This is a genomic window from Microbispora bryophytorum (assembly GCF_006874465.1).
In the GTDB taxonomy this organism is placed as follows: Bacteria; Actinomycetota; Actinomycetes; order Streptosporangiales; family Streptosporangiaceae; genus Microbispora; species Microbispora bryophytorum.
In genome coordinates, this window is the sequence record NZ_VIRL01000006.1 from 124175 (window position 1) to 137119 (window position 12945).

Consider the following 12945-nt stretch of genomic DNA (forward strand, 5'->3'; position numbering starts at 1 on the left):
GTTATCCGCGCAGGTGCGAGAGCAGCGCCGCGCGGAACTCCGCCGGCCTGTCGAGGTGCGGGCCGTGGCCGGCGCCCGCGACGACGACCTCCCGATAGGCGCCGTAGCGGTCCAGCGCGGTCCGCGTCTGGGTCACCATGGGCTGGGCGGGCGTGCCGTCCCAGCCGGGTACGGCGCCGATCGCCCCCAGGTGCGCGAGGTCGAACAGCGACGTGTCCGAGACGATCATGTCCTGGTCGCCCCTGATCCACAGGATGGGCGGCTTCGGGTCGATCTCGTGCAGGTCGTCGATCCGGAAGTTCGTCGGCGCGATCGTGTTGAGCACGCCCCGCTTGCCGGGGGCCACGCCCGGCCAGGCCCCCGAGGGGAGGAAGTCGCCCGGGTAGTGGTCCTCGCCGATCCGGGTGGACAGCATCGACTGCACGAACGCGTCCTCCTCCTCGCCCAGGTCGGTTCCGGCGGCGACGTACGTGGCGCGCAGCACGGTCCGTGGCGAGACGGGGGAGTCGGCCGACCGGTCGCCCGCCCGGAGCGCCGCCACGAACTCGGGGTTGGCCGCGCCGCCGCCGGAGCCAACGCCGTCGGGGCCGGTGAGCACGCCGTCCGGGCCCGTGGTGCCGCCGAAGCCGTACGGCGAGACGGGGTTGACCAGCGTGGCGCTGCGGACGGCCGCGGGCCGGTCGCGCATGGCCTGCATGACGACTCCGCCGCCGAGGCTCCAGCCCACCAGGTGCACGGGCCCGAGATCTTCGAACGACGGGTGATCGAGCAGCGCGAGCAGGTCGTCGGAGTAGTCGCGCACGCCCCGGCTCGCGTCCACCGGCTCGGGGTCGGAGTCGCCGAAGCCGCGCAGGTCGAGCGCGTACGGCCGGAACCCCTCGGCCGCGATCGCGATCATCGTCGCGTGCCAGAACGCGCTGGAGGAGACGTTGCCGTGCACGAACACCACCGCGTCGCCCGCCGAGCCGGGCACCGACAGGACGTTGAGGGTCAGACGGGGAGTGCTGACACGCTCGGCGGATATGGGCAGGGTCATGGTGTTGCTCCCAAGGTGCAGGTGTTCTCGAGGTCGCCCGTGGCCGGGCGAGGCAGAGTGGCGTTCGGCGGCGGCGGCGTGCCCGTGGCGATCCACGCCTCCAGCGCGGTGAACGCGCTGCGGAAGCAGGGCAGCAGGGGCCGCAGCCGGTCGGGGAAGGCCGGGTAGAGGCTGTCGACGTGGTTGCCGCCCTCGACGCGGTAGTAGCGCAGCAGCCGGTCGCGGTGCCGGTCGGCGATCATCGTGGCGTAGACGTCGGAATCCTCGCGGATCGGCAGCAGCGTGTCCAGGGTGCCGTGGACGATGACCAGCGGCCGCTTGATCTTCCCGCTGAGGCTCACGCGCGCGACCGCCTGCTTCACCGCCGCGGGCCTGGAGGCGTAGTCGTAGTCGGTGTCGCAGCCGGGCGTGCCGGAGGCGCAGAACGGCGTGCCCGCCTCGGCGTCGCCGTCGTAGCCGGGGTCGAACTCCTCGCGGTAGAGGCGCTGGGTGAGATCCCAGTAGTACTGGTAGTGGAACGGCCACAGGAAGTCGGACTCCGGCGCGAAGCCCGCCGCCGCGACCCCGGCCGTGTCGCCCTTCGCGTACGCGCGCAGCGCGGGCGGCAGGACCGTCAGCAGGTTGGGTCCGTCGGCGGTGAAGAGCGTGCCCTCCCAGTCGACGCCGCCGTCGAACAGGTCGGGACGGTTCTCGATCTGCCAGCGGACCAGGTAGCCGCCGTTGGACTGACCGGCCGCGATCGTCGTGCGGGCCGGCCTGCCGTACCGCTGCCGGACGACCGTCTTGGCGGCGACCGCCAGCTCGCTGACCCGGCGGTTCCACTCGGCCACCGCGTCGCCGGGCCGTACGCCGTCGCGGTAGAACTCGGCGCCGGTGTTGCCCTTGTCGGTCGCGGCGTACGCGTAGCCCTTGGCCAGCGCCCAGTCGGAGATCGTGAAGTCGTTGGCGTAGGTCTCCCGGTTGCCGGGCGACCCGGCGACGACAAGGCCGCCGTTCCAGTGCTGGGGCAGCCGGATGACGAACTGCGCGTCGTGGTTCCAGCCGTGGTTGGTGTTCCCGGTGGAGGTGTCGGGGAAGTAGCCGTCGATCTGCAGGCCGGGCACGCCGCCGGGGTTCACGGCTCCGGGGGAGTTGAGGCCCGACCAGTCCGACGGGTCGGTGTGGCCGGAGGCCTGCGTGCCCCTGGTGGTGAGGTCGTCGAGGCAGGCGGCCACCTGCTTCTGCGCGCCCGGCACGGTCACCTTCGGGCACGTGCCCGCCTGTGCTGTGCCGGCCTGTACTGTGCTGGCCTGTGCTGTGCTGGCCTGTGCTGGGGCGGCGACGGCCAGGGGGAGCGCCAGCGCGAGGACGGCGAGAGCCCTCATCAGGCCTCCTTCACGATCGCGGCGGCCCGGGTGGCGCCCGAGGTCGGCTCGATGGCCGACAGGTCGCGGTCGCGGGTCTCTCTGGAGGCGATCACCGCGATCACCGTGAGGATCGCCGCCGCCACCACGTAGACGGAGATCGGCACGCTCGACCCGTACGCGTCGAGCAGCGCGACGGCGATCAGCGGGGCCACGCCGCCGGCCGCGATCGAGGCGAGCTGGTAGCCGATCGACACACCCGAGTAGCGCATCCGGGTGGCGAACAGCTCGGAGAAGAACGCCGCCTGCGGGCCGTACATCGCGCCGTGGAGCAGCAGGCCGACCGTCACCGCCACGGTGACCAGGGCGAAGTTCCCCGTGTCGATCAGCGGGAAGAACGCGAAGGCCCACAGGCCGACGCCGGCAGCGCCGAGAAGGTAGACGGGCCTGCGGCCGATCCGGTCCGACAGCGCGCCCCACAGCGGGATCGTGACGAAGTGGAACGCCGAGCCGATCAGCACGGCGTTGAGCACGGTGCCCTTGGGCAGTCCCGCCGCGGTCGTGCCGTACACGAGGACGAACGCGGTGATCACGTAGTAGGAGACGTTCTCCGCCATCCGGGCGCCCATCGCCACCAGGACGTCACGCCAGTGGTGGCGCAGCACGCCGGCGATGGGGGCCTTCGGCGCGGGCTCCTGCCGCTCCAGCGCCTCCTGGAACAGCGGCGACTCGGCGACCGTCAGCCTGATCCACAGGCCGATCAGCACGAGCACCCCGGACAGCAGGAACGCGATCCGCCAGCCCCAGGCGAGGAAGGCGTCGTCGGGCTGCACCGCGGCCAGCAGCGCCAGCACGCCGGTGGCGATCAGGTTGCCGCCGGGAGCGCCGGCCTGCGGCCAGGACGCCCAGAAGCCGCGGTGGCGGGGGTCGCCGTGCTCGGAGACCAGCAGCACCGCGCCGCCCCACTCGCCGCCGAGGGCGAACCCCTGCACCAGGCGGAGCACGGTCAGCAGCAGCGGCGCGCCGGCGCCGAGGGTGGCGTACGTCGGCAGCAGGCCGATCAGGAACGTCGCGCCGCCCATCATGAGCAGGCTGACGACCAGCAGCCGCTTGCGGCCGAGCCGGTCGCCGTAGTGGCCGAAGACCAGGCCGCCGAGGGGACGGGCGACGAAGCCGACGGCGTAGGTGAGGAACGCCAGCAGCGTGCCGGTCAGCTCGTCCTCGGTGGGGAAGAACAGCTTGTTGAACACCAGGGCGGCGGCCGAGCCGTACAGGAAGAAGTCGTACCACTCGATGGTGGTGCCGATCAGGCTGGCCCCGACGACCTTTCCGATCCGGGCAGGTGGAGTGTTTGCCATGGGAACTCCTCCGATGGGGGGTTCCGCAACGGTATGCAGTGACCGAGGTCACTCCTATGGGGTGCCGCCACACACCTCAGGTGTCCGGCATGTGGGTGCGCAGCCGGTGCAGCCGCAGGGCGAGCTGGATCTCCAGGGCGCGCCCGGGCTCCTGCCAGTCTTCGCCGAGCAACTGCCCCACGCGGTCGAGCCGCTGGGTCACCGTGTTGACGTGGATGTGCAGGGCCTCGGCCGTGCGCGACAGCGAGCCGCCCGTGCCGAAGTAGGCGTTCAGCGTCTTGACCAGGGCGGTTCCCCGGCGCGCGTCATAGTCGAGCACCGGCCCGATGGCGCCGGACAGGAAGCCGGACACCTCGCGCCGTTCGCCCACGAGCAGGCCGACGAAGCCCAGCTCCTCGGCGCTCGCGCCGTCCCCCGTACGGCCCAGGGCCACCAGCGCCCCGGCGCATCGCCTGGCCTCGGAGTAGGCGGACGCCACCGCAGCCACCGGCCCGGAGGCGGGTCCGGAGGCCGGCGCGGCCCCCGCCGTCGCGGGGCGGCCGAGCGATGCGCTCAGCTCGGCCGCGACGCGCCGGGCCAGCGCGCCGGGCCGGTCGCCGGGCAGCAGCAGCACGACCTCGTCGCCCCGGGCGGTGGCCAGGCCGTGCGCCAGCGTCGCCTGCGACGACGCCCAGAAGGCGGCGCGCTCCCGCTGCCCGTCGTGCCGCGCCACGACCAGCACGTGCGGCGCGTCGAGATCGACGCCGAGCCGCCGCGCCCGGTCGTCCAGCCCGCGCAGCTCGGGGCGGGAGACCAGGTCGTCGAGCAGCTCGCCGCGCACCCGCCCCTCCGCCTCGGCCACGCTCCGGCGAAACAGCAGCAGCAGCGCCGTGACGATCGCGGCACGCTCCAGGATCCGCTGGTCGGTGTCGGACACCGGGTCGTCGGTCCGCAGGACCAGCGTGCACAGCGGCGCCGCACCGACGTCCACGGACGCGACGTACGCGTCCCCCCGCTTGACCGTGCGGCCCAGCGCCCGCGAGGACTGGGCGGCGTCGAAGACCCCCGTGTCCAGGTCGCCGGACTCGCCCACAAGGGGGCGGCCCTCGTCGTCCAGCACGGTCAGGCGGCCGCCCAGCACCTCGGTGACGACGGCGGCGACGTCCTCGACCCCGCCTCCACGCAGGCCGCCGCGCAGCACGAGGCCGGTCATCCGGTCGTGCGCGTCGGCGGCCCGCTCGATCGACTCGCTGTGCGCCCTGATCAGCGTGTTCGCCTCGCTCAGCTCGGTCAGCGCGGCCCGGGTCTCCTGCAGCAGCCGGGCGGTGTCGATGGCCACGGCGGCGTGCGCCGCCAGCGAGCACAGCAGCGCCACCTCCTCCTGCGCGAACGGCCTGGCGCTGCGGTTGGCCGCGAACAGCACGCCGATGACCTGCGTGCCGAGCCGCAGCGGCACGCCGAGGATCGCCACCAGGCCCTCCTCGTGGACGGCCACGTCGATCGTGTTCGTGTGCCGGAACCTGGGGTCGGCGAAGTAGTCCGCCGTGTTGTACGGCGTGCCGCTCTGCGCCACCAGCCCGCCCAGCCCGGCGCCCATGGGCAGCCGCAGCCGCCGGAAGCTGGCCGAGATCGACCCGTCGGTCACCCGCATGTAGGTGTCGCCGCGCTCGGGGTCGTTCAGCGTCATGTACGCGATGTCGGTCGCGAGCAACTGCCTGGCCCGGTGCACGATGGCCTCGAGTACCGCGTCGAGGTCGCGCAGCCCGGCCAGGTCGCTGGCGGTGTCGAACAGCGCCGACAGCTCCGCCTCCCGCTTGGCCCGCCGGCGCAGCACGGCCCGCACCTGCAGCGCCGCGACCTTGGCCCGCTCCAGCTCCTCCAGCGTCGCCGAGTCGGCCCCGGCCGCCCTGGCCTGCAGGATCGGCCCCTCGAACTCGACCGCGGACGCCTCCCGGGCGAGCAGGTCGAGGTACGCGTACGCGCCGTCCGTCTTTCTCGTGGCCTTCGGAGTCAGCGCGCGCTCCATCCTCCGTCGATGGGGATCGAGACGCCGGTGACGAACGATCCCCGCGGGCCGCACAGGTAGGCGACCATCTCGGCCACCTCGTCCGGCTCGATCAGCCGCTTGACCGCCGCGGGGGCGAGCATGATCTGCTCCACCACCTCGTCCTCGCTGATCCCGTGGGTGCGCGCCTGGTCGGCGATCTGGTTCTCCACCAGCGGCGTCCGGACGTAGGCGGGGTTGACGCAGTTGGAGGTCACGCCGTGCGGCGCGCCTTCGAGGGCGATCACCTTCGACAGGCCCTCCAGCGCGTGCTTGGCCGTCACGTAGGCCGCCTTGAACGGCGAGGCGCGCAGGCCGTGCACCGAGGAGATGTTGACGACGCGGCCCCAGCCGCGCTCGTACATGCCGGGCAGCACGTCCCGCACGAGCAGGAACGGCGCCTCGACCATCACCCGCATGATCCTGCTGAAGATCTCGGGTGGGAAGTCCTCGATCGGGGCGACGTGCTGGAAGCCCGCGTTGTTGACCACGATGTCGGCCTGGAGGCGGGTGTCCGGCGAGGACGGGAGCCGGCCCCGCCAGGTCACCAGGAAATCCGGATCGGACAGGTCGACGGCCACCGGCGTGCCGCCGATCTCGGCCGCCACCGTGCCCGCGGCCTCGGCGTTGATGTCGGCGACGACGACGTGCGCGCCCTCGGCGGCCAGGCGCCGGGCACACGCCCGTCCGATGCCGCTCCCCGCGCCGGTGACGAGGGCCGTGCGCCCTTCAAGACGCCCTTCAAGGCTCATGCTGCCTCACGATAGGAACCACGCCCTCACCGGCACATGGCGGCCGGAGACATAGATGCCCGCCGTCCTATGTGGGGCGGGCCATGGACAGCACGTCCAGCGCCTGGTCGAGCTGCTCCTCGGTCAGCGCCCCGCTCGCCACGTGGCCGCGCTCGATGACGACCTCCCGGATCGTCTTGCGCTCCTTCAGCGCCTGTTTGGCGATCCTGGCGGCCTCCTCGTACCCCACGTATCGGTTGAGCGGGGTGACGATCGAGGGCGACGACTCGGCGTACTCGCGCAGGCGCTCCACGTTGGCGGTGATCCCGCCGACGCACCGGTCGGCGAGCAGCCGCGACACGTTGGCCAGCAGCCGGATCGACTCCAGCACGTTGCGGGCCATCACCGGCAGCATCACGTTGAGCTCGAACGACCCGGAGGCCCCGGCCATCGTGATCGCGGCGTCGTTGCCCACGACCTGCGCGGCCACCATCGTGACGGCCTCCGGGATCACCGGGTTGACCTTCCCCGGCATGATCGAGGAACCCGGCTGCAGGTCGGGCAGGTTGATCTCACCCAGCCCCGCGCGCGGCCCCGACCCCATCCAGCGCAGGTCGTTGGCGATCTTGTTGAGTGAGACGGCGATCACTTTGAGCATGCCCGACAGCTCGACCAGGCCGTCACGCGCGCCCTGTGCCTCGAAGTGGTCCCTGGCCTCGGTGAACGGCAGGCCGGTCGTCCGGCTCAGCTCGGCGATCACGGCCTGCGCCCAGGCGGGACCCGGCACGTTCACGCCGGTGCCCACGGCCGTCCCGCCCAGCGGCAGCTCGGCCAGGCGTGGCAGCGCCGCCTGAAGCCGTTCGAGCGCCAGCTCGACCTGGGTGGAGTAGCCGCCGAACTCCTGGCCGAGCGTGACCGGCGTCGCGTCCATCAGATGGGTGCGGCCCGACTTCACCACGTCGGCGAACTCGGTCGCCTTCTCCTCCAGCGCGGTCGCCAGGTGCTCCAGCGCGGGCGTCAGCTCGTGCACCACGGCGAACGTCGCCGCGACGTGGATGGAGGACGGGAAGACGTCGTTGGACGACTGGGCGGCGTTGACGTGGTCGTTGGGATGGACGGGCTGCCCGAGCCGCTCCTGGGCGAGCGTGGCCACGACCTCGTTCATGTTCATGTTGGACGAGGTGCCCGACCCGGTCTGGAACACGTCCACGGGGAACTGCTCGTCCCATCCGCCGTCGGCCACCTCGCTCGCGGCCTCCTGGATCGCCTGCGCCATGTCCTTGTCGATCACGCCGTACTCGGCGTTGACCTTCGCGCAGGCGGCCTTGATCCTGGCGAGCGCCGCGATGTGGGCCGGCTCAAGCCCCCGGCCGGACACCGGGAAGTTCTCCACCGCCCGCTGCGTCTGGGCCCGCCACTTGGCACGGGCGGGCACCCGGACCTCGCCCATGGAGTCGTGCTCGATGCGGAATTCGTCCATGCCTCAGTCCTTCAGGGTCTTCCTACGGCACGTTCCTGCCCGGTTGCGCGCCATCTGAACGGTGAGCATCGGCCACCGCCCTCGATCAGGGCGCCGGCGAGGGCCTTCGCGACCTTGCTCTCCTGTCCGGGCAGGCGGTCGGCATCGGCGTAGCTGATCCCTCATTTGGCGAAGATGAAGACAGCCAGGAGGATCAGCGCGAGGACGCCGACGAGCGCGATTCCCATCGTCACGAGCACCCGGACCTGCGTCTTGGCGTCCGGACCGGCCGGGTCGCGCATCGCGAACAGGTCGGTGCCCAGGCTGGGCGGCCTTCCCGGCACGTGGTCGCCGGGCGGGAGGGAGCCGGGGTGAGGTGGGGCGGCGGGGTGCGGTGGGGCACCGGGGTGCGGCGGGGCGGCCGGAGGCCCCGGCATGACGGGCGGGGGACGGTCGCCGGCGACGGGGCCGGGTGGCGGGGGCGCCGCCGGTCCCCGTCCGGGCAGTCTGCCGGGCACCGTGGTGCTGTGCCTGTCCGCGGCTTCGGAGACGTGCTCGGGCCGGCCTGGAGCGCCGTTCCGGGAGCCACCAGGGGGCGGGGACGGCAGGCGGAGGCCGCCCGCGGGGCGGGGGACGATCATGGTGCGGTTCGCGTCGTCCTCGTCGTCTCCGGCCATGTTCCGTCCGGCCATGTTCCCTCCAGGAGCCGGGGCGGGCGGGGGTGGGGGCGGCGCCGGTGCCGGGGGCACCACGGGAATGGAGCCCGTGGGGGTGTCGGCGATCAGGCGTAGCATCGCGGCGGCGCGCTCCGGCGTGAGGCGCGCGGTGTGGTCCTTCACCAGGAGCCCGTCCAGGACCTGCCGCAACGGCCCGGCCTGGGTGGGCGGGTCGGCCTCCTCCGTCATCAACGCGGCCAGCGTCTCGCCGACGGTCGAGCGCTCATAGGCCGGTCGCCCCTCGACGGCGAAGTACAGCGTCGCGCCGAGCGACCACAGGTCGGACTCGGGGCCGGTGTATTCGCCCCGGGCCCGCTCCGGAGCGGTGTATCCCGGCGAGCCGATCACCATGCCGGTCTGGGTGAGCGCGTGGTCGCCCAGCGCCTTGGCGATGCCGAAGTCGGTCAGCACCACTCTGCCCGTCTCGGTCAGCAGCACGTTCGCCGGTTTGACGTCGCGGTGCAGGATGTCCCGGGCGTGGGCCGCCCGCAGCGCGCCGAGCAGGTCGTAGCCGATCTCCGCGACCAGGCGCGGCGGCAGCGGCCCCTCCTCGTCGATCACCTGTTCCAGCGAGCGGCCTTCGACGAGCTCCATGACGATCCACGGGATGCCGTCGGACACGATCACGTCGTGGATGGTGGCGACGGAGGGATGGCTGACGCGCGCCGCCATGCGGCCCTCGCGCATCATGCGTTCGCGCAGCTCCTGGCGTTGCCGGGGGCTGAGCGAGGGGTCCTGGCGAATCTCCTTGACCGCGATCTCGCGGCCCAGCGACCGGTCGTACGCCCGCCAGACGGTGCCCATGGTTCCCCGGCCGATGCGGGTGCGCAGCTCGTAGCGGTCGGCGAGCGGCCGAGGGTGCTGTTCCGGCATATATAGAAAGATAGCGATTCCAGCTTGGAAATCGCTTTCTGGTCACTTGATGAAGATTCTCGGCCAATACCGGCGCGGGAGCAGCATCTTGATCATCTTTGCCACGTGCCGCATCACGGGGATGCGCGCGACCTGGTGAAGAGCGGGCTCCGGCGGCTTGCGGTGCAGGCCCTCGCTCGGCCGCCGCCGCTGGGACGGCACGGCCGGCGTCTCCCGCGCGTAGTCGAAGTCGCGCGGATAGCCGTGGTGGTGGCCGGACTGCCCCGGCTGCCCGGACTGCCCCGGCTGCTGGTGCGGGCCGCTGAAGAAGCTGCTGTGCGGCCCGCTGTGGGATCCGCTGTACGGCCCACTGTATGGCCCGCTGTGTGGGCTGTGCCGCAGCTGACCGCTCTGGCCGAACTGTCCATACTGTCCGGACTGCCCGTGCGAGCCGTACAGGTCGTACCGCGCCGGGACGTACGGGTCGTACGCCTGGGGCTGGCCATGTCCGTACGGCCCCTGCTGGCGGTGGGGCCCGGAGTCGCGGTCGCGCGGGGTCACCTTGGGTGTGGGCCGCGAGTCGGCCCGGTGCTGTCCCCGCTGGCCGCGCTGCGGCGGCTTGCGGGGTTCGGGCGCGGTGGGCTGCGAGGCCGTGGGCGGCGGCGTGGGCCGGCCGCCCCGGGACGGGGACGTGAACGGGTCCTCGGCCATGCCTCCGGCGGCGATCCTGGACAGCGCGTGCGCCGCGCGCACGCCGTCGAGCCTGACCGCGGGGTCGATCTTGAGCAGGCCGCGAAGGACCGGGGCGAGCGGACCCGCCTTGTCCATGGGGATCGGAGCGCCGCTGGTCAGCGCCGCGAGCGCGGCCGCCGCCGTGCGGCGGCCGTGCAGGCCGCGGCCCTCGACGGCGGTGTAGAGGGTGGCGCCCAGCGACCACAGGTCGGCCGCCGGGCTCGCCTTGTCGCCGAGGACGCGTTCCGGAGCGATGTAGCCGGCGGAGCCGAGGACGATCCCGGCCTGTGTGATGGAGGCGTCGCCCTCCAGGGCGGCCAGCCCGAAGTCGGTCAGCACCGTCCGGTCGTCGTCGGTCACCAGCACGTTGCTGGGCTTCACGTCCCGGTGCAGGATGCCCTTGGCGTGGACGGCGCGCAGCGCGCCGAGCACCTGCCGGCCGATGTCGGCCACCCGGCGCGGTGGCAGCGGGCCCTCCTGGCGGATGACCTCCTCCAGCGAGCGCGCCCTGAGCAGCTCCATCACGATCCAGGGCCGGTCGTCCTCGGTGATGACGTCGAAGACCGTGATGACCGCGGGGTGGGCGACCATGGCGGTCGCCCGGCCCTCGCGTTCGGTGCGCGCGCACAACTCCGCCCGCAGGTCCTCGTCGAGGACCAGGGGGAGCCGCACCTCCTTGACAGCCACTTCGCGGTCGAGCAGCTCGTCATGCGCGCGCCACACAGTGCCCATCCCGCCGCGCCCGACCGGCTCGATGAGCCGATAGCGCGCGGCTAGCAGGTATCCGGACGGGGCACGCATGGGTGGCAGCTTACCGATTTGTGTAGTGCGACCTGTAGAGACCATGCCGGGAAATTGTTGAGATCTTCTGTCAAAGTTCCTGACAACCTCTCTGCAGATCAGCGGCGCCCGGTGGTAAGGACGGGACCGGCCGTGTAAACGCCTGAATCCCGGCCATGCGCCGGTTTCGCCTTGACGGTTTTGATCTACACGGACTTTCGTGCGGGGATGCCCACGAAGGTGGCCCCGCCGTCCTGTTGCCGCGAGTCGAAGAAGTCGTCGCCCTTGTCGTCGACCACGATGAAGGCCGGGAAGTCCACCACCTCGATCTTCCAGACGGCCTCCATGCCCAGCTCCGGATATTCCAGGACCTCCACCTTCTTGATGCAGTCCTGGGCCAGCCGGGCGGCGGGGCCGCCGATCGAGCCGAGGTAGAAACCGCCGTGCTTCTGGCACGCCTCGGTGACCTGCTTCGACCGGTTGCCCTTGGCCAGCATCACCATCGAGCCGCCCGCCGCCTGGAAGCGCTCGACGTAGGAGTCCATCCGCCCGGCGGTGGTGGGGCCGAAGGATCCGGACGCGTAGCCCTCGGGGGTCTTGGCCGGGCCGGCGTAGTAGACGGCGTGGTCCTTCATGTACTGCGGCATGTCCTCGCCGGCGTCGAGCCGCTCGGCGATCTTCGCGTGGGCGATGTCGCGGGCCACGACGAGGGGACCGGTGAGCGACAGCCGGGTCTTCACCGGATACCTGCCCAGCTCGGCGAGGATCTCCGGCATCGGGCGGTTGAGGTCGACGCTGACCACGTCGCCGCCGAGGTGCTCGTCGGTGGTGTCGGGCAGGAAGCGGGCGGGGTCGGTCTCCAGCTGTTCGAGGAAGACGCCCTCCGGCGTGATCTTGGCCAGCGCCTGCCGGTCCGCGCTGCAGCTCACCGCGATGGCGACCGGGCAGGACGCGCCGTGCCTGGGCAGCCGGATGACGCGCACGTCGTGGCAGAAGTACTTGCCGCCGAACTGCGCGCCGATGCCCAGCTTCTGGGTCAGCTCGAAGACCTTCTTCTCCATCTCCAGGTCGCGGAAGCCGTGCCCGCTCGGCGAGCCCTCGGTGGGAATGGAGTCGAGGTAGCGGGCCGAGGCGTACTTCGCCGTCTTCAGGGCGTACTCCGCGCTGGTGCCGCCCACGACGATCGCCAGGTGGTACGGCGGGCATGCGGCGGTGCCGAGCGAGCGGATCTTCTCCTCCAGGAAGGCGAGCATCCGCTTCTCGTTGAGCACCGCCTTGGTCTCCTGGTAGAGGAACGACTTGTTGGCCGAGCCGCCGCCCTTGGCCATGAACAGGAACTTGTACTCGTCCGGGTGGCCGTTCGGGTCCTCGGCGTACAGCTCGATCTGGGCCGGCAGGTTGGAGCCGGTGTTCTTCTCGTCCCACATCGTCAGCGGCGCCATCTGCGAGTAGCGCAGGTTGAGCCTGGTGTAGGCGTCGTAGACGCCCCGGCTGAGATGCTCGGCGTCGTGCCCGTCGGTCAGCACGTGCCGGCCGCGCTTGCCCATGACGATCGCGGTGCCGGTGTCCTGACACATCGGCAGCACGCCGCCGGCCGAGATGCTCGCGTTCTTGAGCAGGTCGAGGGCGACGAAGCGGTCGTTGCCACTCGACTCAGGATCATCGACGATCTTGCGAAGCTGGGCCAGGTGGGATGCCCGCAGGTAGTGCGAGATGTCGTGGATCGCGGTCTCGGTGAGCAGCCGCAGGGCCTCCGGCTCGACCTCCAGGAACCTGCGCCCGGCGGCCTCGGTGACCCGCACCCCCTCGCTGGTGATCAGGCGGTACTCCGTCTCGTCCGGTCCAAGCGGGAGCAGGTCGGTGTAGTCGAACTCCGGCATCGTCCTCGGTTCCTCGTGGTCTGCCCGGTCGGGCG

The 12945-nt window shown here is 71.9% G+C and carries 9 protein-coding genes; all 9 read right to left on the bottom strand.

The genetic code is table 11. From position 1 onward, the window contains the following. Window position 1 precedes the first annotated feature (1 nt). Window positions 2–1036 (bottom strand): alpha/beta fold hydrolase, encoded by a 1035-nt coding sequence (locus FLX07_RS14305; protein ID WP_142571259.1) that lies wholly within the window; start codon window positions 1034–1036, stop codon window positions 2–4. Continuing rightward, entirely contained in the window at window positions 1033–2400 is a 1368-nt protein-coding gene (locus FLX07_RS14310; RefSeq protein WP_142571260.1) for a 3-hydroxybutyrate oligomer hydrolase family protein, read from the bottom strand. The genes FLX07_RS14305 and FLX07_RS14310 overlap by 4 nt, the downstream gene beginning before the upstream one ends. Continuing rightward, window positions 2400–3737: an MFS transporter gene (locus FLX07_RS14315; RefSeq protein ID WP_142571261.1), complete on the bottom strand. Its 1338-nt coding sequence runs from the start codon at window positions 3735–3737 to the stop codon at window positions 2400–2402. Before FLX07_RS14315 ends, FLX07_RS14310 begins: the two co-directional genes overlap by 1 nt. 76 nt (window positions 3738–3813) lie before the next feature. Continuing rightward, window positions 3814–5742 (bottom strand): helix-turn-helix domain-containing protein, encoded by a 1929-nt coding sequence (locus FLX07_RS14320; protein WP_142571262.1) that lies wholly within the window; start codon window positions 5740–5742, stop codon window positions 3814–3816. After that, window positions 5727–6512 carry a 3-hydroxybutyrate dehydrogenase gene (locus tag FLX07_RS14325; protein ID WP_142571263.1) on the bottom strand — a complete coding sequence of 262 codons (786 nt, stop codon included), beginning with the start codon at window positions 6510–6512 and terminating at the stop codon, window positions 5727–5729. Before FLX07_RS14325 ends, FLX07_RS14320 begins: the two co-directional genes overlap by 16 nt. Window positions 6513–6579: 67 nt before the next feature. Next, complete coding sequence (locus tag FLX07_RS14330; protein ID WP_142571264.1) at window positions 6580–7971, bottom strand: class II fumarate hydratase; 1392 nt, start codon at window positions 7969–7971, stop codon at window positions 6580–6582. Between the two features lie 161 nt (window positions 7972–8132). Then, window positions 8133–9539 (bottom strand): serine/threonine-protein kinase, encoded by a 1407-nt coding sequence (locus tag FLX07_RS14335; protein WP_142571265.1) that lies wholly within the window; start codon window positions 9537–9539, stop codon window positions 8133–8135. Between the two features lie 42 nt (window positions 9540–9581). Next, on the bottom strand, window positions 9582–11051 hold the full coding sequence (locus FLX07_RS14340; protein ID WP_142571266.1) for a serine/threonine-protein kinase: 1470 nt from the start codon (window positions 11049–11051) through the stop codon (window positions 9582–9584). 185 nt (window positions 11052–11236) lie between these two features. Further along, the gene (locus FLX07_RS14345) at window positions 11237–12910 is read right to left on the bottom strand and encodes a fumarate hydratase (RefSeq protein ID WP_142571267.1); all 1674 of its coding nucleotides are present in this window, start codon (window positions 12908–12910) and stop codon (window positions 11237–11239) included. Between the last annotated feature and the right edge of the window lie 35 nt (window positions 12911–12945).

Excerpts from the sequence above, each read along its gene's own strand:
- FLX07_RS14305 (WP_142571259.1), bottom strand. The coding sequence starts at position 1,036 with ATGACCCTGCCCATATCCGCCGAGCGTGTCAGCACTCCCCGTCTGACC.
- FLX07_RS14310 (WP_142571260.1), bottom strand. The coding sequence starts at position 2,400 with ATGAGGGCTCTCGCCGTCCTCGCGCTGGCGCTCCCCCTGGCCGTCGCC.
- FLX07_RS14315 (WP_142571261.1), bottom strand. The coding sequence starts at position 3,737 with ATGGCAAACACTCCACCTGCCCGGATCGGAAAGGTCGTCGGGGCCAGC.
- FLX07_RS14320 (WP_142571262.1), bottom strand. The coding sequence starts at position 5,742 with ATGGAGCGCGCGCTGACTCCGAAGGCCACGAGAAAGACGGACGGCGCG.
- FLX07_RS14325 (WP_142571263.1), bottom strand. The coding sequence starts at position 6,512 with ATGAGCCTTGAAGGGCGTCTTGAAGGGCGCACGGCCCTCGTCACCGGC.
- FLX07_RS14330 (WP_142571264.1), bottom strand. The coding sequence starts at position 7,971 with ATGGACGAATTCCGCATCGAGCACGACTCCATGGGCGAGGTCCGGGTG.
- FLX07_RS14335 (WP_142571265.1), bottom strand. The coding sequence starts at position 9,539 with ATGCCGGAACAGCACCCTCGGCCGCTCGCCGACCGCTACGAGCTGCGC.
- FLX07_RS14340 (WP_142571266.1), bottom strand. The coding sequence starts at position 11,051 with ATGCGTGCCCCGTCCGGATACCTGCTAGCCGCGCGCTATCGGCTCATC.
- FLX07_RS14345 (WP_142571267.1), bottom strand. The coding sequence starts at position 12,910 with ATGCCGGAGTTCGACTACACCGACCTGCTCCCGCTTGGACCGGACGAG.